Below are 25,512 nucleotides of genomic sequence, written 5' to 3' on the forward strand. Positions count from 1 at the left end.
TGTGGGGTCTCCCCATGTGAGAGTAGGTCATCGTCAAGCTTAAATTCCAAACCCCCTACTCGTGAAAACGGGTAGGGGGTTTGTTTTTGGGCCAAGAAAAGTGAGGCGAGGGCAGCGGTCTACATTAAATCTTCGCCTGAACAGCTCATCTATCTGTATTGAAAAGCTGTCCAAGCGAAATGCAGGGTTTAGCTAAGCCAGTTAACTTTGCTGAACTTGCCAAAGAAGTCTTCAGGCATCGAGACTACTTTCGAAACGCTGTAATCGAAGAACACAAACCCTGATTTTGCCATCGCTATCAAGCTGCCATCTGCTGGCCGAGTGATACGGAACGTGATATCGCCGCCGTATTTGTTGAAGTCCATTACCCCCACTTCAAACAGCAATTGATCGCGGGCGTGCGCTTCAGCTTTATAGGTTGTGGCGAGGTCGGTGACGATGATCCCGAGTCCCGTGCCATTGGTTTCTTGAATGCCGAAGTCAAACAAGAACCGCGCCCGCGCCTCCGAAATCATGGAAATCATTGAGTCGTTGCCCAAATGGTTTCCCGCATTGATATCGGTGACGCGAACGGTCAAATGTGTGCTGTAGCAGAACTGGTCTTCAGGGAATGCAAGGTGCAGGCGGGCCATTTCAGTCTCATAAGCGTTTGCGAAAGTAGAGCCAATTTTACGGCTGCATCGCGACCAATAGCAGCCTACCTGCAAATACAGCGATTATTGATGAACGCTGTTAAGCCAGTAAAACGTAACCCGGCCGCCTTCATCCGCAGGTCCATAGTTGTCCTGAATGTACGCGCCTGCCTTGAAATAAAAGCGCTGGTTGCCCCAGTAGCCGCTGAGTTGACGATAGTAGGAGCCGGTATCGTTATCTTTGCTTTGAACGCGTATAACGAGCTTTCCCGAAGGCGTGAGGCGTACGTCATAGCTGAACCGCTCATTCAGTTGCACATTCTCGGCAAGGAGGATGTTTTCCACCGTGCTGTCGCCAGGACGCTTACGCAGCAAAGCTTCCAGCCGGCCAACGCCTCTCAGATAGTGATACTGCAGTTTGAGCAGCGGATCATTCTGGGTGCCAGGCTGGTCGTCGCTATGAATTTGCCCAATCACTATTTTGCCTTTGCTAGGCACTTGGTTAACCGTGAGCACGGCACTGAGGTAGTTATCCGCAGTTTGGTACGGCCAATAGCTAAGCGTCCCGTCTGTCTGAGTTTCCCTCAGTTCGGCGCGGGGATAATGGGCGTCTTCGGTAGTCGATCCGGAAACCGGAACCCAGAAAGTGACGCTGCCATCGGAGTGGCGGCGAAAATACTGGCTTTGGTAACCGTTGTTGAGGCGGGCGGTGTCGATGGCTGTTGCAGATTCGGTGGCGGGTACGGCGAGGTTCCAGGTGGTCAGATCAATCATTAACTGTCCTTAACGCAAGGGAGGAAAGCCCCCCTTGGGTTACCCGCTCCAGGACAAGTTCAGCACAGCTGGATGAGCGGCTACGGTTATTCATCAGTAGCCGCTACGGGGTTTACGAATCGGCTTTCGCTTTGGCGAGCAGCCCATCAGCACGGAACATCGCTTTGATACCCCGCACAGCCTGGCGGATGCGGTCCTGGTTCTCGATCAGGGCGAAGCGCACATGATCGTCACCGTAATCGCCAAAACCCAGCCCAGGCGACACACACACCTTGGCCTCAGCCAACAGCTTTTTCGCAAACTCCAGCGAGCCGAGGCTGGCGTAGGGCTCCGGAATTTTTGCCCACACGTACATGGACGCCTTAGGGTTATCCACCATCCAGCCCGCCTCATGAAGGCCACGCACCAGTACATCGCGACGCTGCTGATAATTGGCGGTGATTTCGTGCACGCATGTCTGGTCGCCTTCCAGTGCAGCGATCGCCGCAACCTGCAGGGGTGTGAACGTGCCGTAGTCGTGGTAGCTCTTGATGCGGGCTAGGGCGTTCACCAATTCAGGATTGCCGACCATAAAGCCAATGCGCCAACCGGCCATGTTGTAGCTTTTGGACAGGGTGAAAAACTCCACGGCGATATCCTTAGCGCCGGGCACTTGCATGATCGATGGCGCTTTCCAGCCGTCATAGACGATGTCGGCGTAGGCCAGGTCGTGAACCACCAGCACGTTGTACTGCTTGGCCAGTGCGATGATGCGTTCGAAGAAGTCCAGCTCCACGCACTGCGCGGTAGGGTTAGAGGGGAATCCGATGATCAGCATTTTTGGTTTCGGAATACTTTCCCGAATGGCCCGCTCCACTTCAGCGAAGAAATCAACGCCGGGCACCAACGGTACCGAGCGCACCTGAGCGCCAGCGATCACCGCACCGTAAATATGAATCGGATAACTCGGGTTAGGCACCAACACCGTGTCGCCCTGATCCAGCGTGGCCAGCATCAGATGCGCCAAACCCTCTTTGGAACCAATGGTAACGATGGCTTCGTTTTCAGGGTCGATATCGACCTGATAACGGTCTTTGTACCAGCGCGAAATCGCCCGGCGCAGGCGCGGAATGCCGCGTGAAGTCGAGTAGCCATGCGTGTCTTCACGCTGAGCAACCTGTACGAGCTTCTCCACGATATGGGGCGGGGTGGCGCCATCCGGGTTGCCCATACTCAGGTCGATAATGTCTTCACCGCGGCGACGGGCCGCCATCTTCAGTTCAGCTGTGATGTTGAAAACATAAGGGGGGAGACGATCGATGCGCGCGAAACGGCGCGAAGCTTGTTCAGTCATGTGTTCCTCGAAGACGTAAGCGCCCGGAACCGTCCGAGCGACGTTGGCCAGTGCGCTGGCCAGTCGCGAAGATAAGTGGCGCCGTTACGCTTGTCGAGAGGGCTCGGGAAATTTCAACTGTCTGTACTGGAGCTCGGCTACGCGGAGGCGGAGATTTCTCAGCGTTCGAGCATCTGTTTTACCGAAGACTGCGGAATTTGCTGCATGCGTCCTTCGCTGTCCTCGAACTCCAGCATGCCAGTGTCCTCGTCCAGGTCTGGCTTGCCGTCGCTGGTGAGCATCTGGCCGTCAGTGGTGGTGATGATGTATTCGCTTGAGCAGCCGACCAGGCTGAGAACGCAAAACACGGCGAGAAACCAATGCTTCATGGTGATCCCCTTAGTAGGCGAGAGCGCGTCGCGGCGGCGCGCTACGGTTTTACCCTAGCAGCGCGAACGCGCCTCGCCAGCGCGGAGCCATAAAAAAGCCCCGCACTAGGCGGGGCTCTTTTTGAAGCGGCGTTTCGTTACGCTTGAACAACCGGAATCTGAGCGTTTGCGGCCGCATCGCGGAATTCCGCGATTTGGTCGAAGCTCAGGTAGCGGTAAACGTCGGCAGCCATGCTGTCGATGCTTGCGGCGTATTCCATGTACTCGGCAACGGTTGGCAACTTGCCGAGGATGGACGCCACAGCGGCCAATTCAGCGGATGCCAGGTACACGTTGGCGCCATCACCCAGGCGGTTCGGGAAGTTACGGGTCGAGGTCGACACAACGGTCGAGTTCGCCGCAACGCGTGCCTGGTTACCCATGCACAGCGAGCAACCCGGCATTTCCATGCGCGCGCCAGCCTTGCCGTAGATGCCGTAGTAGCCTTCTTCGGTGAGCTGATGAGCGTCCATCTTGGTCGGCGGCGACAGCCACAGACGAGTAGGAATCGAACCTTTGACCTTGTCGAGCAACTTGCCGGCAGCGCGGAAGTGGCCGATGTTGGTCATGCACGAACCGATGAACACTTCGTCGATCTTCTCGCCCTGAACGGTCGAGAGCAGACGGGCGTCGTCCGGGTCGTTTGGCGCGCAGAGCACAGGCTCTTTGATGTCGGCCAGGTCGATTTCGATGACTTCGGCGTACTCGGCATCGGCGTCGGCAGACAGCAATTCCGGGTTGGCCAGCCAGGCTTCCATCGCTTGAGCGCGACGTTCCATGGTGCGGGCATCGCCGTAGCCTTCGCTGATCATCCAGCGCAGCAGGGTGATGTTCGACTTCAGGTACTCAGCAATAGCTTTTTCCGGCAGCTTGATGGTGCAACCAGCAGCGGAGCGCTCGGCGGAGGCGTCGGACAGCTCGAAAGCCTGTTCAACGGTCAGCTCGTCCAGACCTTCGATTTCCAGGATGCGGCCGGAGAAGGCGTTGATCTTGCCCTTCTTCTCAACGGTCAGCAGACCTTTCTGGATGCCGTAGTAAGGAATCGCGTGTACCAGGTCACGCAGGGTGATGCCTGGTTGCAGCTTGCCCTTGAAACGAACCAGTACCGACTCCGGCATGTCCAGCGGCATTACGCCAGTGGCTGCGGCGAAGGCAACCAGGCCGGAACCGGCAGGGAACGAGATACCAATCGGGAAACGTGTGTGCGAGTCACCACCGGTGCCGACGGTGTCCGGCAGCAGCATACGGTTCAGCCAGCTGTGGATGATGCCGTCGCCAGGACGTAGCGACACGCCGCCACGGGTGCGGATGAAATCCGGCAGGGTGTGGTGGGTGGTGACGTCGATGGGTTTCGGGTAGGCAGCGGTGTGGCAGAAAGACTGCATCACCAGGTCAGCCGAGAAGCCAAGGCACGCCAGGTCTTTCAGTTCGTCACGGGTCATTGGACCGGTGGTGTCCTGAGAGCCGACGGTGGTCATTTTCGGTTCGCAGTAGGTGCCAGGACGGATGCCCTTGCCAACTGGCAGACCGCACGCCTTGCCGACCATTTTCTGCGCCAGGGTGTAACCCTTGCCGGTGTCGACCGGGGCTTCTGGCAGTTTGAACAGATCGGTTGGGCCCAGGCCCAGCTCGGCACGCGCTTTCTCGGTCAGGCCACGGCCCACGATCAGCGGAATACGGCCACCAGCGCGAACTTCATCCAGCAGAACCGGCGTTTTCAGTTCGAAGGTGGTCAGCACTTCATCGGTACCGTGCTTGCAGACTTTGCCAGCGTGCGGGTACAGGTCGATGACGTCGCCCATATGCATGTTCGATACGTCGAACTCGATAGGCAGTGCGCCGGCGTCTTCCATGGTGTTGTAGAAGATCGGAGCGATTTTCGAGCCGAAGCAGAAGCCACCGGCACGTTTGTTCGGTACGTACGGAATGTCGTCGCCGAAGAACCACAGCACCGAGTTGGTGGCGGATTTACGCGAAGAACCGGTACCCACCACGTCACCGACGTAGGCAATCGGGAAGCCTTCGCCGCGCATGGTTTCGATCTGCTTCATCGGGCCGATGGAGCCTTGCACGTCCGGAACGATGCCGTCACGAGCCATTTTCAGCATGGCCAGGGCGTGCAACGGAATGTCTGGACGAGACCAGGCATCAGGAGCAGGCGACAGGTCGTCGGTGTTGGTTTCGCCGGTTACTTTGAACACGCGCAGGCTGATTTTGTCAGCCAGGGTTGGGCGCTTCTGGAACCATTCGCCGTCAGCCCACGATTGCAGCACGCCTTTAGCGTGAGCGTTGCCGTTCTTGGCTTTTTCGGCCACGTCGTGGAACGCATCGAACATCAGCAGGGTGTGCTTGAGTTGTTCGGCAGCGGTAGGGGCGAGCTCGGCGTTATCCAGCAGCTCAACCATGGTGGCGATGTTGTAACCGCCTTGCATGGTGCCGAGCAGCTCAACGGCGCGTTGTTTGCTGATCAGCGGAGAAGTGGCTTCGCCTTTGGCGACAGCGGAGAGGAAACCGGCCTTCACGTAGGCAGCTTCGTCTACGCCTGGTGGTACGCGGTTGGTGATCAGGTCAACGAGGAATTCTTCCTCGCCTGCAGGCGGGTTTTTCAGCAGATCAACCAGGCCGGCAGTTTGTTCGGCGTTTAGCGGCTGGGGCACGATACCCTGAGCTGCACGCTCTGCAACGTGTTTGCGATAGGCTTCAAGCACAGTTATTACCCTCATCAGTGGTCCCATAGGGTTGTCCGGGACGCATCCAGAAGCTGCTTTCAAAGTTTTACGCCTGCAGGACGTTTAGATGAGGGCTGGCTGGACTACCGGCGAATCGTGGTAACCCAGCCAACTGCGTTCCTGCGGGATTAACTGTGCTCGTGACGCTTTGAAAACAGCTTCTAACGGACATCACGCCTAAGAATGGCCCGGCGATTCTACTGGAAAAGCGCAGTAAAGGTAAGACAAACCCCTACAACCTCCGGGGTGACCCCCTCTAGACAAAGGGCTAAGATGCCGGCCTGTTCCTGCCTTTCTGTCACCGTCTGCCTATGTCCAATCACCGCATAAAAACGCCCTGCGTCGGCCTGTGTTCCACCGTGTATGGGGATCTGGTCTGTCGCGGCTGTAAGCGTTTTCACCATGAAGTGGTGAATTGGAACCTGTATACCGATGAAGAAAAACGCGCCGTGTGGTTACGCCTGGAAATTCTTTTGGTTCAGGTGATGGCCGCCAAGGTCGACGTGTTTGACGCTGCGCGGTTGCGTCAGCAGCTTGAACAACGGCAGATCCGGTTTGTGCCTGAACAATCGGAATACTGCTGGGCCTACCAACTGATCGCCCGGGGCGCGCGAGTGATTAACCAGTTGGAGGCTTACGGCATGGTGCTGCTGCCCGAGTTTCGCGACTGGTCGCTGCCGGAACTGCGCGACGCCATCGACCGGGAATTCTTCCTTCTGTCCGAAGCCCACTACGACCGTTACATAGCGCCACGATTTCTACGCGAAGGCATCGAAAGCCGCGTGTGAAGGCGTAAAAAAAAGCCGTTAGCAGGCGGTTTCTGGCAGGGCGTCACTACTGGCGCGGTCAACGTTGCGCCACCAGCTCCTCCAAGTGCGCGATCACCGTGTCCGGTTTAAGTACCAGCACATCGCTCTCCAACTGATCCAGCACCACCTCGGCCGTGTTGCCAATCAGCGCGCCGGAAAGCCCGGTGCGTGCCACGGTGCCCATTACCGTAACGACGGCGCCGAGCTTTTTCGCCGTGAATGGAATCATCACATCGGCCGGCCCTTCCATGATGTGCAATTGCTCGTCACCGAAGCCGAATTCCTCTTGGAAGGTTTTGCACCGCTCGCGGTAGCGGGCTTCGATGGTTTCGCTCAGTTGAAACACCGGATCGGCCGAAGCCAGCATCGGCGAGGGGTGAGCATTGATGACGTGCAGGGTGGCTTTGGCCAGCCCGGCAATTTCAAAGGCGTGGTTGATGATGCTGGCATGCAACGCTCTGTGCTCACCGTCGCTATTCCCAACATCGACAGCGGCCAGGATGACTCCCTGTGTCCACGCCCGTTCGGTTTTCACCATCAGTACCGCGCAGGGCGCATACCGCAGCAGCTTCCAGTCTTCCGGCGTGAGAATGGCTTTTTTCAGCGGGCTGTCTGGGCGATGGTCTTTGATGATCAAGCCGCAGCCTTCGGCTTGCTGAACCTGGATAACCGTTTGGTGCAGGTTGTCATGCCAGGTTTGCTGGCTGGAGACGCTGTAACCCTCTTCACGCAAACCGTTGCCTAGAACGTCCAGCAAGCCGGAATGGTCGTGCTTCTTGTCGCATACCAATAGGTGCAGATGCGACTGGGTAACGCCGGCAATCAGCTTCGCGCGCTTCAGCGCGTGGCCTTCGGGATGGTCGGGTTCGATAATCACCAGAATGCTGCGAACGGCTTGCATGGTCGTGTCCTCACTGTCTATCGGCATGGTCGTGCGGCGGCACTATAGGTTTAGCTCAGCGCTGCGCTGAATGATGTGGATCAACCGTTTCCCACGCGCGTTACAGCGAACACCGCCGTATAATCCGCCGCCTGCCCAATTGCCCAGCCGTGATTTATGCCTGTTCTTCCTGAAATCGACGCCTTCCTGCTTTGCCCCACGCCCGCCAGTTGGGTGGAAGCGGCACTGAATAACCTCGATATTCTGTTGATCGACCACGCCAACAATGAAAAGAAGGCCGCCGGCTCGGCGTTCCAATTCATGTTCCAGTACAGCAACAAGCTGGACCTGCAGAACAAGATGTCCCGCCTGGCCCGCGAGGAGCTGCGTCATTTCGAGCAGGTGCTGGGCTTGATGAAAAAGCGCGGTATGCCGTGGTTCAACGTCGGCTCGGCGCGCTACGCCGGGGCACTGCGCAAGCTGATTCGAAACCACGAACCCTATCGCCTGACCGACTCGCTGCTGGTGGGCGCCATTGTAGAGGCCCGCTCCTGCGAGCGTTTCGCCGCCCTGGCGCCGCACTTGGACGAGGAGTTAGGCAAGTTCTACAGCAGCTTGCTCAAGTCCGAAGCGCGACATTTTCAGGACTACCTCAAGCTCGCCTACCAGTACGGCGACGAAGCGGACATTCAAGGCAAAATCGTTGAGATCGCAGAGAAAGAACGCGAGCTTATCGAAACTCCCGATCCTGACTTCCGCTTCCACAGCGGCGTTCCTGCTGCCGCTTAAGCGCGCCTTTTCCTCTCCGCTAATCAGAAGCCGCCCGAAAACCATCGGGCGCTTCGATGTTTCCTATCAGGAAATTCCGATAGTGGCCTAAGTATTTTCGTTGACTTTAACTGCCTAGGCAGTAAAGTGGACGCCACTACCTGCCTAGGCAGCTATCGGTGATTCCAATGTCCCATTACACCCCCGAAACTTTCGAATACGTGCGCATCGGCATGCTGGTGGGGCGCGCTGCGTTGCTCAAAGACCGCATTCTCGACAGCTACCTCGTGCCTCACGGCGTGACGGCCGCACAGTTCAAAGTGCTGATGATCATTTTGCAGGGCTACGACACCCCGGCCGAGTTGTGCCGCCATTTGTCCCTGGACAGCGGCTCGATGACGCGGATGCTTGACCGCCTTGAGCAGAAAAACCTGATCAGCCGCACCCGCAGCGAAAGCGACCGTCGCCAGGTGCGCTTGTCGTTGACGGATGAAGGCCGTGCCCTCAATGCGCTGCTACCGACCATTGGCGCCGCTGCCATGAACGACTTCACTGCCGCGCTGACGGCTGCCGAACTCGAAACGCTCGAAGGGCTGCTGAAAAAGATGTTGCTGGCAGCAGGCGACTCGATCGTGATTGAACGCCTCGGGGGTGACGCATGAACCGCTCCCTGAAAACCGGGTTCAGCCTGACGTTCGCCGCCCTGCTGTTGGCCGGCTGCGCTAACTATCGCGGTCTTAGCACCGAAGGCGAAAGCCTGGACGCGCAGACCTTGAAAGCGGGGCAGAGTCTGCAAGGCATCACCCTGTCACCGGCGGCCTGGCCGCAGCGCGATTGGTGGACGAGTCTTGGCGACAGCGAACTCGATGCGCTGATCAACGAGGCGCTTCGTGACAGCCCCGACATGCAAATCGCCAGCGCCCGGGCGCATCAGGCCAGTGCCGCCGCAATGGGCGCAGATGCCGCGCGCATGCCTAAAGTGAACGCCCAGGCCAGCGTCAGCCGTTCACGCCTGGCTCGCGACCAAGACCCGCTCGGGCAGGGCGGCGCTTACAGCACCTTGCGCAGCGCCCAGCTCGGCTTCGACTACAGCTTTGACCTGTGGGGCGGTGAGCGCGCCGCGTGGGAGTCGGCATTGGGCCAGGCCCGCGCTGCTGAAGTGGATCGCCAGGCCGCGTCGCTGACCCTCGCCGCCAACGTCGCCCGCGCCTACAGCGACTTGGGGCAGGCCTATATCGTTCGCGACCTCGCCCAGGAAGACGTGAAGCGCACGCAAGAAATGCTCGACCTCGGCCAGCGCCGCTTGCAGTCGGGTATCGACAGCGAATACCAGTACCAGCAAACCGAAAGCCTGGCGGCCAGCTCGCAAGAGCAACTGATCGACGCCGAAAAACGCCTACAAAGCGCCCGCGTGGCCATGGCCGTGTTGTTGGGCAAAGGGCCGGATCGGGGCAACGAGATCGCCCGTCCGGCGGTGCTGCAGCCCAGCGCCGTGGCGTTGCCGTCGTCGCTGCCGGCCGAGCTGCTGGGGCGGCGCCCCGACCTGGTCGCCGCGCGCTGGCGGGTTGAAGCGGCGAGCAAAAACATTGAGGCCGGCAAGGCGCAGTTCTACCCCAACCTGAACCTCACCGCGGCCGCTGGAACCCAGTCGTTGCTGGGCGACTCCCTGTTTGGCGCACCGAGTCGGTTCTTCAATATTGCCCCTGCCGTGTCCCTGCCGATTTTTGACGGTGGCCGTCTGCGCGCCGACCTGGACGGCCGCGACGCCGACTACGACCTGGCCGTCGCGCAGTACAACAAAAGCCTGATCGGTGCCCTCAACGATGTCAGCGACACCATCAATCAGCTTCAGGCCATTGCCCGCCAGATCGTCGCCCAGCAGCGCGCCACCGACGTGTCGCAGCAGTCGTACAACACGGCGGTACAGCGCTTCGGCTCGGGCATCGGCAATTACCTCGATGTATTGACCATCGAGCAGCAATTGCTCCAGTCGCAACGCCAGCTCGCCAGTCTGAATGCCGAGCAAATCGATTTGTCGATCCAACTGATGCAGGCCCTCGGCGGCGGTTACCAAGGCGAGCACCTCGCTGCGAGTACCGCCCCTCTGTCTGAACAAACAAGGTAATTGCCATGGCTACTCCTACCGCAACTTCCGAACAAACCAACGCCAATCCAGGCAAACGCAAAGCCCTGCTGTTGGGTTTGCTGGTCGTGGTTCTGGTGGCCTGCGCCGGCACGTGGGCCTGGTATCACTTGTATGGCCGTTTCAGCGTCGACACCGACGATGCCTACGTAAACGGCAACGTGGTCTCCGTTACGCCACTGGCCACTGGCACCGTGATTAGCATCGGTGCTGACGATGGCGACCTGGTGCAACAAGGCCAGGTGCTGGTCAAGTTCGACCCCAACGACGCCGAAGTCGCCCTGCAAAGTGCCGAAGCCAACCTGGCCCGCACCGTGCGCCAAGTGCGCGGTTTGTACAGCAATGTCGATGGCTTGAAAGCCCAGGTACTGGCGCAAAAAGCGGCGGTGCAAAAGGCTCAGGAGAACTTCAACCGCCGCAAAACCCTGGCAGCAAGCGGGGCGATTTCCCAGGAAGAACTGTCCCACGCCCGCGATGACCTGACCGCCGCACAAGGCTCCCTGAGCGATGCCCAGCAGCGCCTGAACACCAGCAGCGCCCTGGTCGACGACACCAGCGTGGCCTCGCACCCGGACGTTCAGGCCGCCGCCGCGCAGTTGCGCCAGGCGTTCCTGGAAAACGGGCGCACCACGCTGATCGCGCCGGTCACCGGTTATGTGGCCAAACGCACCGTGCAGCTGGGCCAGCGCGTGCAGCCGGGCACCGCGTTGATGGCCGTGATTCCGCTGGACCAGCTGTGGATCGACGCCAACTTCAAAGAAACCCAGTTGGCTGAGATGCGCATCGGCCAGGCCGTGCACATCACCTCCGACCTTTACGGCGACGACGTCACCTTCAGCGGCACCATCGACAGCCTCGGCGCCGGCACGGGCAGCGCGTTCGCCTTGCTGCCTGCGCAAAACGCCACCGGTAACTGGATCAAAATCGTGCAGCGCGTGCCGGTTCGTGTGGTGCTCAACCCCGAACAGCTGCGCGAGCATCCGCTGCGTATTGGTTTGTCGACACAAGTGGATGTCGATCTGCATGACCAAAGCGGCCCGGTGTTGGCGCAAAAAGCGCGGCAGCAGCCGGCCTTTGAAACGGACGTGTACCAGCAGCAACTGTCGCAGGCTGACGCGTTGATTCAGCAGCTGATTCAACAGAACAGCGCCGTGGCTAAAACCGCTCAGCGTTAATCGCCAGGCGTTGCGCCCGTCAGGAAAAGCCATGGATACCAAAGCGTCATTCACACCGCCCAGCCTGCTGCTCGCCACCATCGGCTTGTCGCTCGCCACCTTTATGCAGGTGCTCGACACCACTATCGCCAACGTGGCGTTGCCGACCATCTCCGGCAACCTGGGCGTCAGTGCGGAGCAGGGCACTTGGGTGATCACCTCGTTCGCGGTGAGCAACGCCATCGCGCTGCCGCTCACGGGCTGGCTGAGCCGGCGCTTTGGCGAGGTGAAGTTATTTCTGTGGGCCACGCTGCTGTTCGTGCTGGCCTCGTTTCTATGCGGTATTTCCCGCTCGATGCCTGAGCTGGTGGGTTTTCGCGTGCTGCAAGGCATCGTCGCCGGGCCGCTCTACCCAATGGCGCAGACGCTGCTGATCGCCATCTACCCGCCGTCTAAACGCGGCATGGCCATCGCTTTGCTGGCCATGGTCACGGTAGTGGCGCCAATTGCCGGGCCGATTCTGGGCGGCACCATTACCGACAGCTACAGCTGGCCGTGGATTTTCTTTATCAACGTGCCGATTGGTCTGTTCGCCGCGTTCGTGGTGCGTCAGCAACTGGCAGCGCGGCCGGTGGTTACCAGCCGCCAGCCCATGGACTATGTGGGCTTGATGGCGTTGATCGTGGGTGTCGGCGCCCTGCAAATCGTGCTCGACAAAGGCAACGACGCCGACTGGTTTGAATCGACTTTCATTATTGTCGGCACCGCGATTTCCGTGGTGGCGCTGGCCTTCTTTGTCATCTGGGAGATGACCGACGCCCATCCGGTGGTCAACCTGCGCTTGTTCGCCTACCGCAATTTTCGCTACGGCACGCTGGTATTGGTGCTCGGCTATGCCGCGTTCTTCGGCATCAACCTGATCTTGCCGCAGTGGTTGCAAACCCGGCTCGGCTACACCGCCACCTGGGCTGGCTTTGCCGCCGCGCCACTGGGAATACTGCCCGTGCTGCTGTCACCGTTCATAGGCAAGTACGGGCCGCGATTCGACATGCGCTTGCTGGCCGGTCTGGCATTTCTGGCCATGGGCTTGAGCTGCTTTATGCGTGCCGGCTTCAACACCGAGGTGGACTTCCAGCACATCGCTCTGGTGCAGCTGTTCATGGGCATAGGCGTTGCGCTGTTCTTTATGCCGACGTTGACGATTTTGCTGTCGGACTTGCCGCCGAATCAGATCGCCGACGGCTCGGGCTTGGCCACCTTTCTGCGCACGCTGGGCGGCAGCTTCGCGGCATCGCTCACCACGTGGATCTGGATCCGCCGCGCCGACCAGCACCATGCCTACATGACCGAAAGCATCAGCGTGTACGACCCCGCCACGCGTGAGGCCTTGCACAACCTCGGCGGCGCCGGTGCCCAGAGTTATGCGCAACTGGATCAGATGGTCACAAGCCAGGCGTACATGCTCTCGACCATCGACTACTTCACCTTGCTGGGCTGGATGTTCATGGGCCTGATTGTGATTGTCTGGCTGGCCAAGCCGCCGTTCACCGCTAAAGCCGGGCCAGAGGCCAGCGCCGGGCATTAACGGTATGTAGCGTGTAGGAGCGAGCTTGCTCGCGAAGCTGTTGATCTCAAGAGCTTCGCGAGCAAGCTCGCTCCTACGAGCGGTGGAAACGCTTCCGCTTGCCGCTGTCATCATTCATACATCAAAAATTAATTCCTCCGTCACGGAACTCGGGCAGTTTGCAAGCCTGCGTTTACCTCAGAGGAGTTGCCATGTTGTTTATCCAGTCGCGTTACATCAAACCCGTCGCCATTGCCTTGCTGGCCGCTGCCGTCAGCGCCTGCGCGAGCACCGCGCAGACGCCTGCCAAGCCTGCCGGCAAAGCGCCGGACGTAGCGCTGAACAACACCGATTGGTATCAGGTGCGTACCCAGAGCGAAGTCTATGTATTCGACGACTACGCGGTGTTCAGCCAGTTCTTGCAAACCGGCCAGGCTCCGGTGCTCAAGCCGTTGGAGAAGAAAGACAACTTCGGCCGCTCGGTCATTCTTGGCCTGAAAGCTGAAGACCAGAACCTGGCGCTCAAAGACGTCGCCGCTGCGCGTTTTCTCGACGTAAGCCTGGTGCCTGGCAACCCGTTCTACGGTGAAATTCGCAAGGACGGCATCATTTACGTGTTCGCCCGTTACGGCGACATGATGGACATGTACAAAACCGGCGAGCCAACCTTCAGCTACACCGAAATCGGTGGCGGCCCTAAAGGCGAGCGCGTGGTGTACGGCCTGATGAAAGAAGAAAGAAAGCCTGAGAAACAAATCGCTTTGTTCCACCAGAAATACCCGAAATAAGCGACGCGTTTAGCCACTAGGCGGCGTAAACAAAAACGGCAGCCCGAGGGCTGCCGTTTTTTATGGGCGCGGTAATTAACCGGCGACCAACACCCGAATGGCTTCCAGGCGCAGGGCCGCTTTGTCGAGCATGGCCAACCCTTGCTCGCACTGGCTGCGCAAGGTTTCCAGCTCGCTGTCGCGCACGTTGGGGTTCACTGCTTTCAGGGCGGTGAGGCGCGCCAGTTCTTCCTGGGTGTCGGCGGCCAGACGGCGTTTGGCTTCTTCAACGCGCTCAACGTGGCGGGGGCTGATTTTGCCTTCGGCCGAGTTGAGTTGCTGATTGAGGCTGTCGCGTTGCGCCTGCACAAACTTGTTGGCGCTGGCTCGCGGTACGGCTTCGAGTTGGTCGTTGAGTTTTTCAAACGAGACCTTGGCGGCCAGGTCGTTGCCACTGGCGTCGAGCAGGCAGCGCAGGGCGGCCGGCGGCAGGTAACGCCCAAGCTGCAGCACGCGCGGCGCCACGACTTCGCTCACATAGAGCAATTCGAGCAACACGGTGCCGGGCTTCAGCGCTTTGTTTTTGATCAGCGCGACGGCGGTGTTGCCCATCGAGCCGCTGCGCACCAGGTCCATACCGCCTTGCACCATCGGGTGTTCCCAGGTGAGGAACTGCATGTCTTCGCGGGACAACGCCTGGTTTCGGTCGTAGGTGATCGTCACGCCTTCGTCGTCGCCCAGGGGGAAGCTGGCGTCGAGCATTTTCTCGCTCGGGCGCAGTACCAAGGCGTTCTCGGAGTGGTCTTCGCTCTCGATGCCAAAGGCGTCGAACAGCTCTTCCATATAAATGGGCAGGGCGAATTCATCGTCTTGCTCGTGGATTGCTTCAACCAATGCCTGGCCTTCGCCGGAGCCGCTGGAGTTGAGTTCCAGCAGGCGGTCACGGCCGCTGTGCAGCTCGCTTTCAAGGCGAATGCGCTCGGCTTTGGCCTCGTCGACCAACACCTGCCAGTCGCCGTCGTCAGCGTTTTCCAGCATCGGCAGCAGGCGCGGTCCGAACTGATGTTGCAGGGCGTTGCCGGTGGGGCAGGTGGCCTGGAAGGCGTTCAGTGCCTGGTGGTACCACTGGAACAGACGCTCTTGAGGCGTGTTTTCCAGATACGGCACGTGCAGTTGAATGGTGTGTTTCTGGCCGATGCGGTCGAGGCGGCCGATGCGCTGCTCGAGCAGGTCCGGGTGGGCCGGCAGGTCGAACAGCACCAAGTGATGAGAGAACTGGAAGTTGCGGCCTTCACTGCCGATTTCCGAACAGATCAGCACCTGAGCGCCGAATTCTTCATCAGCGAAATAAGCCGCTGCCCGGTCGCGTTCCAGAATATTCATACCTTCATGGAACACCGTGGCCGGAATACCCGAGCGCACGCGCAGGGCGTCTTCGAGGTCCATGGCGGTTTCGGCGTGGGCGCAAATCACCAGCACCTTCACGCGCTTGAGCATTTTCAAGGTGTCGATCAGCCAATCGACGCGCGGGTCAAATTTCCACCAGCGCTCTTCTTCGCTCGCCTCAGGCTGGGCCTGGAAGCTGACTTCCGGATACAGGTCGGCGTGCTCGCCCACCGGCAGCTCCAGGTACAGATCCGGGCACGGCAGCGGGTACGGGTGCAGTTCGCGCTCCGGGAAACCTTGCACGGCAGCGCGGGTGTTGCGAAACAGCAAGCGGCCGGTGCCATGGCGGTCGAGCAGTTCACGCACCAGGCGGGCCGACGCTTCGATATCGCCGTCGGTGACAGCGGCGAGCAACGCTTCGCCTTCGGCACCGAGGAAGTCGCGGATGGTTTTGTGCGCAGCGGGCGACAGGCGACCCTGGTCGAGCAACTCCTGCACCGCTTCGGCAATCGGCTTGTAGTTGGCGCTTTCGGCGCGGAAAGCTTCCAGGTCGTGGAAGCGCGCCGGGTCGAGCAGGCGCAGGCGCGCGAAGTGGCTGTCCTGGCCGAGCTGTTCGGGCGTGGCGGTGAGCAGCAGTACGCCGGGAATCACTTCGGCCAATTGCTCAACAAGCCGGTACTGCGGGCTCGCTTGTTCCGGGTGCCAAACCAGGTGGTGCGCTTCGTCGACCACGAGCAAATCCCAGCCGGCAGCGAACAGCGCGTCTTGCGCTTTGTCGTCGTCGCACAGCCATTCCAGGGCGACCAGCGCCAACTGGCAATCTTCGAACGGGTTGCTGGCGTCGCTTTCAATAAAGCGCTCGGCATCGAACAGCGCGACGTCGAGGTTGAAGCGGCGGCGCATTTCCACCAGCCACTGATGCTGAAGGTTTTCCGGCACCAGAATCAGCACGCGGTTGGCGCGGCCAGACAGCAGCTGGCGGTGAATAACCAGGCCGGCTTCGATGGTTTTGCCCAGGCCCACTTCGTCGGCCAGCAATACGCGCGGGGCGATGCGGTCGGCCACTTCACGGGCGATATGCAACTGGTGCGCGATGGGTTGTGCACGCACGCCACCCAGGCCCCAGAGCGACGATTGCAGCTGGCGGCTGGTGTGTTCGAGCGTGTGGTAGCGCAGGGCGAACCAGGCGAGAGGGTCGATTTGGCCGGCAAACAGGCGGTCGCTGGCCAGACGGAATTGGATGAAGTTCGAGAGCTGCGTTTCCGGCAGCGTCACCGACTGATTCTGCGCATTTAGGCCGTGATAGACGAGTAGGCCGTCGACGTCGTCGACCTCCTGAACCGTCAGCTTCCAGCCTTCGAAATGGGTGATTTCATCGCCGGGCGAAAAACGTACGCGGGTCAGCGGCGCGTTGCGGGTGGCGTATTGGCGGGTCTCACCAGTGGCCGGGTAGAGCATGGTGAGCATGCGGCCGTCCTGCATCAGGACCGTGCCCAAGCCCAACTCCGCTTCGCTGTCACTAATCCAGCGTTGCCCCGGTTCATACTGCTGCGCCATGCCTGTCTCCCGCGGTGAAAAAGCCGGCTATGGTAACGGAACCCGGCGGCTCTGGCTAAAGGCGATCAACATCAACTGCTTACTGGCGCTTTGAACACCGCGCGCGGTACAGCGTCAAAAAGAGCATAAAGGCATATCTATATGCTAAAAGTGTAGCGATACGCCGCTAAAGTCGTCGATTTGATGGCCGAAAGCCTTGGTAAAGGCCCGCATTTTTTCCCGTGCCGAACCTGTCGGTCTTCAGAGGATAGCTAAACAATGCTTCCCCCGATTCCCCATAGCCTCGCTCCGGTTACCACCCAGCAGGATCCGGTCAAACCGGTTCCGGTGGTGCCTGCGGTAGCGCCCACCGAAAGCAGCGCCGAAGAAAGTCCGGTCGCGCTCGATAAGCGTCATCCGCAAGACGCCGAGGAGTTGCTGTGGGAAGAGCAGCGCCGGCGCCGTCAGCGTCGCGGCTACAGCGCCGCCGAGCTGGCCGAAGGGGAGGTGGCCGAGGAAGACCAGGACCTGATCGAGCAGTTGCCGCGTCAGGGTCTGTGGGTGGATGTGGAAGTGTAGCGGCACCAGCCTCTGCCGTTGCCCAACTGTTGCAGGACTGGTTTTGGACCTTTTCGATACCGCGCCGATTGCCCTTCCCAACGCCGATTTGCGTTACACGCCCGAGTGGGTCGACAAGCCCACGGCTGATCGCTGGCTCAACGAGTTGCTGACGCAAACGCCGTGGGAACAGCCGAGTGTGTTTATTCACGGTCAGCATTTTCCCGTGCCGCGCTTGCTCGCTTGGTATGGCGACAGCGATGCCCGTTACCGCTATTCCGGCATGACCCACGAGCCATTGCCGTGGACGCCGCTACTCGCCGACATTCGCGAGCGCGTGCAAACGGAAGTGGGCGAGCGCTTTAACGGGCTGCTCATCAACCATTACCGCGACGGCCAGGATTCAATGGGCTGGCACAGCGACAACGAAGCGGTGCTGGGGGTCAATCCCACCGTGGTGTCGCTGAACCTGGGCGGCGAGCGACGCTTTGACCTGCGCCGCGTCGGCAGCAGTCGTATCGAGCATTCGTTGATGCTTGAGCACGGTTCGCTACTGGTCATGGCCGGGCAGACGCAGCATTATTGGCAGCATCAGGTCGCCAAAACGCGCAAACCCTGCGCGCCGCGGCTTAACCTCACTTTTCGCCTTATTCGGTCCCAGCCATGAGCACTGACAGCAAGCTGATCGACTTTACCGCCGAGCGCGACAAACGCATCCACGACCTCAACGACAAGCGCTTGAACGAAGTGCGCCAGGCGTTCGAACAGGCGCTGCCGCTGACCCAGGCGAAAAAGAAAAAACCCAAGAACAAGCCAAAAAAGCCCTGATTGCTGCCCCCGCGTTGCTGTCGTCTGACAGCAACCACCGATTTTTCCCAACACGCCACGTTATTCGCCGTTGACCCAGATCAAGTTCGCTTCCGAATCGACTCCCTATCCTGTGTCTATTCTTTGCAGAACCTATGTTCAAACGAACATACCTGGAGGCTTCCATGTTTTTCGACGTAGCAGTATTCGCAGGTCTGGCCACAGTGGCGCTGATGTTCGCGTTTTTTGGTGGGATTGGTTGGTTCATCCGCAGTGACATCCGCAAGCACAAAGCACAGCAGTAAGCGGTCACTACGGTTTCACGGGCACGCAAGGCAATTTGGGCAACTTAGGTTGCCCTTTTTTTTGCCCGCGATTTGGTGTGCTGCGAATCCCGCTCGCACCATTCCCGTTTTCCAGCAGTCCCAGCTATGTTGAACCGTATCTCTTAAAAGGTTTTGCTTAGTGCGCGCTAATTTGCAGGCCTTTGTAGCGCCTGAAATCCCTGCGGTTAAATTTGCGATCAAAACGCTTCTGGGCGCCGGCCTGGCGTTGTGGTGCGCAATGCGTTTTGGTTTGGAGCAGCCGCAATGGGCGCTGATGACGGCGGTGATCGTCGCGCAGCCGTTGTCGGGCATGGTGGTTCAGAAAGGATTGGCGCGGTTGTGCGGCACGTTGGTGGGCACGGTGATGTCGGTGGTGGTGATGGCGCTTTTTGCGCAAACGCCCTGGCTGTTCCTGCTGGTGCTGGCGACCTGGCTGGGCATCTGCACGGCAGCGTCGACCTTGCTGCGCAGCGCGTGGGCGTATGCATTTGTGCTGGCCGGCTACACCGTGGTGATCATCGCGTTGCCCGCCATTGGCAACCCGCTGAATGTGTTCGACCAAGCCGTAGCGCGCTGCACGGAAATTTCGCTCGGCATTGTCTGCGCCACCGTAGTAAGCGCGCTGCTGTGGCCGCAGCGAGTCGAGCAGTTGTTGGCCAAGCAGGCGCGCGATGCCTGGCTCGCGGGGTTGCAGGCGTCAGGCGCGGCGCTCAATGGCGAGCGTCAGGAGCGGCAAGGGTTGCTGGGCGCGCTGGGTCGCATCGTTGCGGTAGACGCTCAGCGCGAGCACGCCTGGTTCGAGGGCAGTCGCGGGCGTCAACGGGCAGTGGCCTTGCGTGTGCTCAGCCGTGACTTACTCACCCAACTGCGCCTTGCACGCGGCGTGGCGCGGCAATGGCGGCAGCTGTCGCCAGCAGAAACCGAGCAGCTACGGCCGCTGTTGGATGAAGTGCAAGCGGCGCTGGCCGATCCGCACATACCGCAATTGCTTGAATTGCGCGAACGGCTGATTGCCGCCGCCGATGACGCCTCGCTGTCCACCGTTCAGCAATATTCCGTCGGCCGCCTGGCCTTGCTGGTGCGCCAAGTGCTGGCCGCGCATCAGGCGCTGGAGGCGGTTGAGCAGGGTGTAGCGCCGGATGATGCGCCGCGAGCCCTGTCCTGGCACCGCGACATTCAAATGGCGTCGTTGTATGGCTTTCGCAGCGGCGTGGCCTTTTTGCTCATCGCGGCGTTCTGGCTGGCCACTGGCTGGACCTCTGCCGCCGGTGGTCTGACCATGACCGCCGTGCTTTGCAGCCTGTTCGCCAACCGCGAAAACGCCACCCAAATCGGCCTCGGCTTTCTGCGCGGCGTGATCTATTCGTTGCCCGTGGCCTTTGTTGTCGGCCAACTGCTGCTGCCGGAATTAAGCGGTTTCCCACTGCTGTGCCTGGCCATGGGCGTGCCGCTGTTCTTCGCCTTGCTGGGCATGACCAAACCGGCCATCGCCGGCACCTGCACCTCGTTTGCGCTGCAATTTATCGTGCTGTGCGGGCCACAGAATCTGATGCGTTTTGACGTGTCGTCATTCCTCAATCAGGGCGTGGCCATCGTGCTGGGCGTGGGCTTTGCCGTGCAGATTTTCCGCGTGATCGACCTGCGCCATCCGGCCTGGCATGCGCAGCGGCTGTTGCGCGCCATGTTGGTGGACCTCAGCCGTTTGCCGCAGCGCCCGTTGGCCGGGGCCGAGAACTGGTTTGGTGGGCGCATGGCTGATCGTCTACTGCAATTGGCGCGGCATTATCCGGTGCTGCCGGCGCAATCGCGCAGCCGTTGGGATGACGGCATCAGTGGCTTGGATTTGGGTGATGAATTGCTGCACTTGCGGCGCTGCCTGGAAGTGGCCGCCGCGCCGGAGCTGCGCAAGGCCGAGCGGCGGTTTATGCGCGCCTTGGAGCCGGTGCTGCTTGAGGGGCCCGAAGCCCATTCGGTAACGGCGCTGGACGAACCGGCCGCCGAGCTGCAAGCAGCGCTGCGCGCGTCGGGCGCCAGCATCGACCGGCGCCTGGCGCAGGCGGCGTTATTGCAACTGCAATACAGCTGGCGCGTGTGGTGCGAACAGTCGGAACTCAACCCGTATACGCCGCCACAGGAGAGTGAACATGGGCTTGCGTGAGTGGGCGCTGGGCGGCGTATTGCTCAGCCCGTTTCTGTTGTATGCGCTGTTGGCGCTGTTGTGCACCGGGCTATTGCGCTTTGGCTTGCAGCGCATTGGCGCGGCGCGTTGGATTTGGCATGAGGCGTTGTTCGACACCGCCTTGTTTGTATGCGTACTGGCGGCCGTGGTTGCCGTAACCGGGCGCTGGTGAAGAGGAGGGCGGTATGCGTTCAACCCTGCGGGTGGTGATCACCCTGTGCCTGGTGGTGGTGGCGGTGTTCGCCGGCTACGACCTGTGGCGTTATTACATGCTCTCGCCCTGGACTCGCGATGCACGCGTGCGGGCAGACGTCGTGGTAATTGCCCCGGATGTGTCCGGTTGGGTGGTCGACCTCAAGGTGCACGACAACCAGTCGGTTAAAGCCGGCGACGTGTTGCTCAGCCTCGACCGTCAGCGCTACCAGGCGGCGCTGGATAAAGCGCAAGCCGTGGCCAACACCCGGCAACAACAATTGCGATTGCGCGAACATGAGGCCTCGCGTCGTGCTCAGCTTGGCCCACAAGCCATCAGCGCCGAGCTCAAGGAAAACGCCCTGATCACCGCCGACATTGCCCGGGGCTCGTACCGCGAAGCGCTGGCGGATGTGGCCGTCGCTGAGCTCAACCTGGCGCGCAGCGAATTGCGCGCACCGCGCACTGGGCAAATCACCAATTTGCGTCTGGCCCAAGGTAACTACGTTACCGCCGGGCAGCCAATGATGGCGCTGGTCGATGAGCAGTCGTTTTACGTTCAGGCCTACTTCGAAGAAACCAAGCTGCCGCGCATTCGCGTCGGCGCACCGGTGAAGGTGTGGTTGATGAGCGAGGGTCAGGCGCTGACCGGCCAGATTGAAAGCATCAGCCGCGGCATCACCGACCGCAACGCCATTCCCGATCAGCAGCTACTGGCCAATGTGGAGCCCACGTTCAACTGGGTGCGGCTGGCGCAGCGGATTCCCGTGCGCATCAAACTCGACCCGCTGCCCGCTGATGTTCAGCTGAGCGCCGGGATGACGGCGAGTGTGCGGGTGAGTGAGGAAGGGGAGGCGAGCGAGAAGCCTTAAAACGTGTGCCGGATTCGAGATTCTGGATCCCCGCCTGCGCGGGGATGACGGTGAAATTTGCGAAAACTCAGTCGTCCCCGCGCAGGCGGGGACCCAGAATCTCGCAGGAAACGCTTAACCGATCTGAATCGGCGGCAGCTCGGTCAATGTCACGGTCTGCTGCGAACGCGGCGCAAGAATCTCGGCCTCGCCGTCCACTACCAATTCATCACGCTGGTTGAACACACGAGTCGCCACGCGCACGCGGAATTTCGGCAGCTTTTCGAGAATTTCCAGGCGCACGGTCAGGGTGTCGCCTAGCTTCACCGGCAAGGTGAAGCGCATGGTCTGGCCCAGGTAGATAGTGCCCGGTCCAGGCAACTCGCACGCTACCGCCGCGCTGATCAGCGCACCGCTGAACATGCCATGGGCGATGCGCTCTTTGAACAGGGTGCCGGCTGCGTATTCAGCGTCCAGGTGCACCGGGTTGTGGTCGCCAGACACGGCGGCGAACAGTTGAATATCGCGCTCTTCGACCGTCTTGCTGTAGCTGGCGGTCTGGCCGACTGCGAGGGCTTCGTAGGGGGTATTGCTCATCTGGCTCATGCAGGCTCCTGGCTTTCGGGTTGGCTGCGGCGGCTATGGGTCAGGGTTTGATCCAGCCAACCGAGCAGGTCGGTTGTCACCTCGTCGCGGTTGGTCTCGTTGAGCAACTCGTGGCGGGCGTCCGGGTAAATTTTCAACAGCGTGTTCTTGTGGCCGGCTTCGCGCAGGGCGGCGGTCAGATGTTCCAGGCGCTTGCCTTCACTGACCGGGTCGCGGCTGCCGCCAATTACCAGCAAGGGCAAATCGGCGTCTATCTGCTTGAGTTGCGTCACCGGGGTGATCTGCTGCAAGCCTTCGAGCAGGTCGATCCAGAGTTGGTTGGTGCAACGAAAGCCGCACAGTGGATCGTTGATGTATTTGTCCACTTCCAACGGGTCGCGGCTCAGCCAATCGAATGAGGTGCGGTTGGGTTTGAACGCCTTGTTGAACGAGCCGAACGACAGGAAATCCAGCAGCGCGCTGCGCCCCGTCGCACCTTGGCGCCAGCGCTCGAAGCGGGCGATGGTCGCCGCCGCTTTGTAAAGGCCCACCGGCTGATAGTTCGAACCCGACAACACCGCGCCTTGCAGGCTGCAGCTGTGGTGCATGAGGTAGGCCTGGCCGATGTAACTGCCCATGCTGTGACCGAGCAGGAAAATCGGCACATTGGGGTGCTGTTGGCGAATGTGGTGGTTGAGGTTGGCCAGGTCGTTGACCACGCGCTGCCAGCCGTTGCTTTCCGCGTACATGCCCAACACGCCCCGCTGGGCCGTGCGGCCGTGGCCGCGTTGGTCGTGGGCATACAACTCGTAGCCGGCGGCTACCAATACTTCACCCAACCTTGCATAGCGCCCGCCATGCTCGGCCATGCCGTGCGACACCATGACCACCGCTTTGGGCGTGTGGTCGGCGTACCAACGGTTGACGAATAGCGGGGCGGCATCGCTGGCCGTAAGCCAGAAGTCGTCGTGAAGCATGGCAGTCCTCGTTCCTTGTCTGCATCCCTGGTCTGACCCTGACGGGCGTCCGGCCGGCGGTGACAAACGCGCTACATACGGTTACCGGGCGGTGGGGCATTGTAGAGCCAGCGTCAGGGCTTGTCCCAGCCCGGCGTCGTTTAGTCCGTCAGCACGAGTTGAGCAAGATTCACGTAATAAATGACGCTACCTCTGGTATTTGCGCTGTATGCCAGAACTGCTAAGTTCCCGTCAGCCCCAAATGCGCGGGCCAGACACTCTCAGGTAACGAGGATAAAAATAATGCAACCTGATTTCTGGAGCGACAAACGCCCGGCCGGCGTACCGAACGAGATTGACCTCGGCGCCTACAAGTCGGTCATCGAGGTGTTTGAGCGCTCCTGTAAGAAATACGCCGACCGGCCGGCGTTCTCCAACATGGGTGTAACGCTGACTTACGCTGAGCTGGATCGGTTGTCCGCCGCGTTCGCCGGCTACCTGCAAAAGCACACCGACCTCAAGCCTGGCGATCGCATCGCCGTGCAATTGCCCAACGTGCTGCATTACCCGATCGCCGTGTTTGGTGCCATGCGCGCCGGCCTCGTGGTGGTCAACACCAACCCGCTGTACACCGCGCGGGAAATGCGCCACCAGTTCAAAGACGCCGGCGTGCGCGCCCTGGTGTTCCTGAACATGTTCGGCAAGCTGGTGCAGGAAGTGCTGCCCGACACCGAAATCGAGTACCTGATCGAAGCCAAGATGGGCGACCTGCAACCGGCCCTCAAAGGCTGGCTGGTCAACACCGTGGTCAAGAACGTCAAGAAGCTGGTGCCTGACTACAACTTGCCGCAAGCCGTCGGTTTCAAAGAGGTGCTCAAGCAAGGCCGTGGCCAGCCGCTGAAACCGGTGAAGGTCGGTCTCGAAGACATCGCAGTGTTGCAATACACCGGCGGCACCACCGGTGTGGCCAAGGGCGCGATGCTCACCCACGGCAACCTGGTCGCCAACATGCAGCAAGTTGACGCCTGCCTGGCCCAGCATGGGCCGGATGGTCGTCCGCTGATGCAGCCAGGGCAGGAAGTGATGATCGCGCCGCTGCCGCTGTACCACATCTATGCCTTCACCGCGAACTGCATGTCGATGATGGTCAACGGCAACCACAACGTGCTGATCAGCAACCCGCGCGACATCGGTGCCTTTATTAAGGAACTGCAAAAGTGGCGCTTTTCGGCGCTGCTGGGGCTAAACACGTTGTTCGTGGCGCTGATGGATCACCCGGAATTCAAGAACGTCGACTTCTCGAATCTCAAAGTCACCAATTCCGGTGGTACCGCGCTGGTCAAAGCGACTGCCGAGCGCTGGCACGCCGTTACCGGTTGCACCGTGGTGGAAGGCTACGGTCTGACCGAAACCTCGCCGGTCGCCAGCACCAACCCCTACGGCGAAAAAGCGCGCCTGGGCACGGTCGGCATTCCGGTGCCAGGCACGGCGTTCAAAGTGGTGGATGACAACGGCGAAGAAGTGCCGTTGGGCGAACGTGGCGAGCTGTGCATCAAAGGCCCGCAAGTGATGAAAGGCTACTGGCAGCGCCCGGAAGCCACCGCCGAAGTGCTCGATGCCGAAGGCTGGTTGAAAACCGGCGACATCGCGGTCATCGACCCGGACGGCTTCACCCGCATCGTCGACCGCAAGAAGGACCTGATCATCGTCTCGGGCTTCAACGTGTACCCCAACGAGATCGAAGACGTGGTCATGGCTCATCCGAAAGTGCAGAGCTGCGCGGCCATTGGCGTGCCGGACGAGAAATCCGGCGAGGCGGTGAAGTTGTTTGTGGTGGCGCGTGAAGGTGGCTTGACCGCCGAAGAACTCAAGGCCTACTGCAAAGAGAACTTCACCGGCTACAAGATTCCCAAGCACATCGTGTTCAGAGAATCGCTGCCGATGACGCCGGTCGGCAAAATTCTGCGCCGCGAGCTGCGCGATATCGCCTGAAAACCTGAGCGTAAAGCCGCTAGTCGGCTTTAACCGGTTTTGTTTTAAACGTGACCGAAAGCCTGGCTTTCGGTCATTTTTTTGACCGGTGAGGCCATGTTTGGTGCTGTTCCCCTTCCTTTAAAGCTGCTAATCTCGGCGCGCTTTTTGGCCTGCCAGCACGGCTAAAACGTACGAAAATCAC

General features: G+C 60.2%; 24 protein-coding genes. 15 read left to right on the forward strand and 9 right to left on the reverse strand.

Features of this window, described 5'->3' with window-relative positions:
• Positions 1-188: 188 nt before the first annotated feature.
• The 5 genes from AC0IW7_RS04855 to acnB all read right to left on the reverse strand — a co-directional run bounded on the left by AC0IW7_RS04855 (position 189) and on the right by acnB (position 5,854).
• On the reverse strand, positions 189-632 hold the full coding sequence (locus AC0IW7_RS04855) for a thioesterase family protein (protein WP_471816138.1): 444 nt from the start codon (positions 630-632) through the stop codon (positions 189-191).
• Positions 633-716: 84 nt separating this feature from the next.
• Positions 717-1,406, reverse strand: coding sequence for a polysaccharide lyase family 7 protein (locus AC0IW7_RS04860; RefSeq protein ID WP_471816140.1), 690 nt, complete (start codon positions 1,404-1,406; stop codon positions 717-719).
• Positions 1,407-1,518: 112 nt separating this feature from the next.
• Positions 1,519-2,739 (reverse strand): alanine transaminase, encoded by a 1,221-nt coding sequence (gene alaC / locus AC0IW7_RS04865; protein ID WP_471816142.1) that lies wholly within the window; start codon positions 2,737-2,739, stop codon positions 1,519-1,521.
• A 158-nt stretch (positions 2,740-2,897) separates the two neighbouring features.
• Positions 2,898-3,107, reverse strand: coding sequence for a YgdI/YgdR family lipoprotein (locus AC0IW7_RS04870; RefSeq protein ID WP_471816144.1), 210 nt, complete (start codon positions 3,105-3,107; stop codon positions 2,898-2,900).
• A gap of 137 nt (positions 3,108-3,244) precedes the next feature.
• Positions 3,245-5,854, reverse strand: coding sequence for a bifunctional aconitate hydratase 2/2-methylisocitrate dehydratase (gene acnB, locus AC0IW7_RS04875; RefSeq protein WP_463552173.1), 2,610 nt, complete (start codon positions 5,852-5,854; stop codon positions 3,245-3,247).
• 332 nt (positions 5,855-6,186) lie between these two features.
• On the opposite strand from acnB, the gene AC0IW7_RS04880 reads away from it, so the two are divergent.
• On the forward strand, positions 6,187-6,663 hold the full coding sequence (locus AC0IW7_RS04880; protein ID WP_471816146.1) for a DUF1289 domain-containing protein: 477 nt from the start codon (positions 6,187-6,189) through the stop codon (positions 6,661-6,663).
• Positions 6,664-6,721: 58 nt separating this feature from the next.
• Here AC0IW7_RS04880 and AC0IW7_RS04885 read toward each other — a convergent pair whose 3' ends face one another.
• Positions 6,722-7,585 carry a universal stress protein gene (locus AC0IW7_RS04885; protein ID WP_471816148.1) on the reverse strand — a complete coding sequence of 288 codons (864 nt, stop codon included), beginning with the start codon at positions 7,583-7,585 and terminating at the stop codon, positions 6,722-6,724.
• Positions 7,586-7,741: 156 nt separating this feature from the next.
• On the opposite strand from AC0IW7_RS04885, the gene AC0IW7_RS04890 reads away from it, so the two are divergent.
• From AC0IW7_RS04890 to AC0IW7_RS04915, 6 genes are all read left to right on the forward strand, one after another.
• The gene (locus AC0IW7_RS04890) at positions 7,742-8,353 is read left to right on the forward strand and encodes a MiaE family protein (RefSeq protein ID WP_463551772.1); all 612 of its coding nucleotides are present in this window, start codon (positions 7,742-7,744) and stop codon (positions 8,351-8,353) included.
• A gap of 167 nt (positions 8,354-8,520) precedes the next feature.
• The gene (locus AC0IW7_RS04895) at positions 8,521-8,994 is read left to right on the forward strand and encodes a MarR family winged helix-turn-helix transcriptional regulator (RefSeq protein WP_471816150.1); all 474 of its coding nucleotides are present in this window, start codon (positions 8,521-8,523) and stop codon (positions 8,992-8,994) included.
• A complete protein-coding gene (locus AC0IW7_RS04900) occupies positions 8,991-10,457 on the forward strand; it encodes an efflux transporter outer membrane subunit (protein WP_471816152.1) in 1,467 nt (488 codons plus the stop codon). Before AC0IW7_RS04895 ends, AC0IW7_RS04900 begins: the two co-directional genes overlap by 4 nt.
• Positions 10,458-10,462: 5 nt before the next feature.
• Positions 10,463-11,650 carry an EmrA/EmrK family multidrug efflux transporter periplasmic adaptor subunit gene (locus AC0IW7_RS04905; RefSeq protein ID WP_471816154.1) on the forward strand — a complete coding sequence of 396 codons (1,188 nt, stop codon included), beginning with the start codon at positions 10,463-10,465 and terminating at the stop codon, positions 11,648-11,650.
• 31 nt (positions 11,651-11,681) lie between these two features.
• Complete coding sequence (locus tag AC0IW7_RS04910) at positions 11,682-13,214, forward strand: DHA2 family efflux MFS transporter permease subunit (RefSeq protein ID WP_122496649.1); 1,533 nt, start codon at positions 11,682-11,684, stop codon at positions 13,212-13,214.
• A 191-nt stretch (positions 13,215-13,405) separates the two neighbouring features.
• Positions 13,406-13,981 (forward strand): hypothetical protein, encoded by a 576-nt coding sequence (locus AC0IW7_RS04915; RefSeq protein ID WP_463382158.1) that lies wholly within the window; start codon positions 13,406-13,408, stop codon positions 13,979-13,981.
• A 75-nt stretch (positions 13,982-14,056) separates the two neighbouring features.
• Here AC0IW7_RS04915 and rapA read toward each other — a convergent pair whose 3' ends face one another.
• Complete coding sequence (gene rapA / locus AC0IW7_RS04920; RefSeq protein WP_471816156.1) at positions 14,057-16,903, reverse strand: RNA polymerase-associated protein RapA; 2,847 nt, start codon at positions 16,901-16,903, stop codon at positions 14,057-14,059.
• A 258-nt stretch (positions 16,904-17,161) separates the two neighbouring features.
• Between rapA and AC0IW7_RS04925 the strand changes: the two genes are divergently transcribed.
• The 7 genes from AC0IW7_RS04925 to AC0IW7_RS04955 all read left to right on the forward strand — a co-directional run bounded on the left by AC0IW7_RS04925 (position 17,162) and on the right by AC0IW7_RS04955 (position 21,816).
• Positions 17,162-17,461 (forward strand): aspartate-semialdehyde dehydrogenase, encoded by a 300-nt coding sequence (locus AC0IW7_RS04925; protein WP_122496658.1) that lies wholly within the window; start codon positions 17,162-17,164, stop codon positions 17,459-17,461.
• 43 nt (positions 17,462-17,504) lie between these two features.
• Positions 17,505-18,107 carry an alpha-ketoglutarate-dependent dioxygenase AlkB family protein gene (locus tag AC0IW7_RS04930; RefSeq protein WP_471816157.1) on the forward strand — a complete coding sequence of 201 codons (603 nt, stop codon included), beginning with the start codon at positions 17,505-17,507 and terminating at the stop codon, positions 18,105-18,107.
• Positions 18,104-18,268 (forward strand): hypothetical protein, encoded by a 165-nt coding sequence (locus AC0IW7_RS04935; protein WP_163016694.1) that lies wholly within the window; start codon positions 18,104-18,106, stop codon positions 18,266-18,268. The genes AC0IW7_RS04930 and AC0IW7_RS04935 overlap by 4 nt, the downstream gene beginning before the upstream one ends.
• A gap of 164 nt (positions 18,269-18,432) precedes the next feature.
• A complete protein-coding gene (gene ccoM, locus AC0IW7_RS04940; RefSeq protein ID WP_277342762.1) occupies positions 18,433-18,552 on the forward strand; it encodes a cytochrome c oxidase subunit CcoM in 120 nt (39 codons plus the stop codon).
• Positions 18,553-18,712: 160 nt separating this feature from the next.
• Positions 18,713-20,731, forward strand: a complete 2,019-nt coding sequence (locus AC0IW7_RS04945) for an FUSC family protein (protein WP_471816159.1) — start codon at positions 18,713-18,715, stop codon at positions 20,729-20,731.
• Entirely contained in the window at positions 20,718-20,924 is a 207-nt protein-coding gene (locus tag AC0IW7_RS04950; protein ID WP_122496665.1) for a DUF1656 domain-containing protein, read from the forward strand. Before AC0IW7_RS04945 ends, AC0IW7_RS04950 begins: the two co-directional genes overlap by 14 nt.
• A gap of 13 nt (positions 20,925-20,937) precedes the next feature.
• Positions 20,938-21,816, forward strand: a complete 879-nt coding sequence (locus AC0IW7_RS04955; RefSeq protein WP_463551778.1) for an efflux RND transporter periplasmic adaptor subunit — start codon at positions 20,938-20,940, stop codon at positions 21,814-21,816.
• Between the two features lie 114 nt (positions 21,817-21,930).
• Here the strand turns inward: AC0IW7_RS04955 and AC0IW7_RS04960 are convergent, their stop codons facing one another.
• A complete protein-coding gene (locus AC0IW7_RS04960) occupies positions 21,931-22,401 on the reverse strand; it encodes a MaoC family dehydratase (RefSeq protein ID WP_471816161.1) in 471 nt (156 codons plus the stop codon).
• The gene (locus tag AC0IW7_RS04965; RefSeq protein ID WP_471816163.1) at positions 22,398-23,357 is read right to left on the reverse strand and encodes an alpha/beta hydrolase; all 960 of its coding nucleotides are present in this window, start codon (positions 23,355-23,357) and stop codon (positions 22,398-22,400) included. The genes AC0IW7_RS04960 and AC0IW7_RS04965 overlap by 4 nt, the downstream gene beginning before the upstream one ends.
• A 282-nt stretch (positions 23,358-23,639) precedes the next feature.
• Here AC0IW7_RS04965 and fadD2 point away from each other — a divergent pair, with 282 nt between their 5' ends.
• Positions 23,640-25,328, forward strand: coding sequence for a long-chain-fatty-acid--CoA ligase FadD2 (gene fadD2, locus AC0IW7_RS04970; RefSeq protein ID WP_122496672.1), 1,689 nt, complete (start codon positions 23,640-23,642; stop codon positions 25,326-25,328).
• The last annotated feature ends 184 nt before the right edge of the window (positions 25,329-25,512 follow it).

The organism is Pseudomonas sp. AC229 (genome assembly GCF_979254655.1).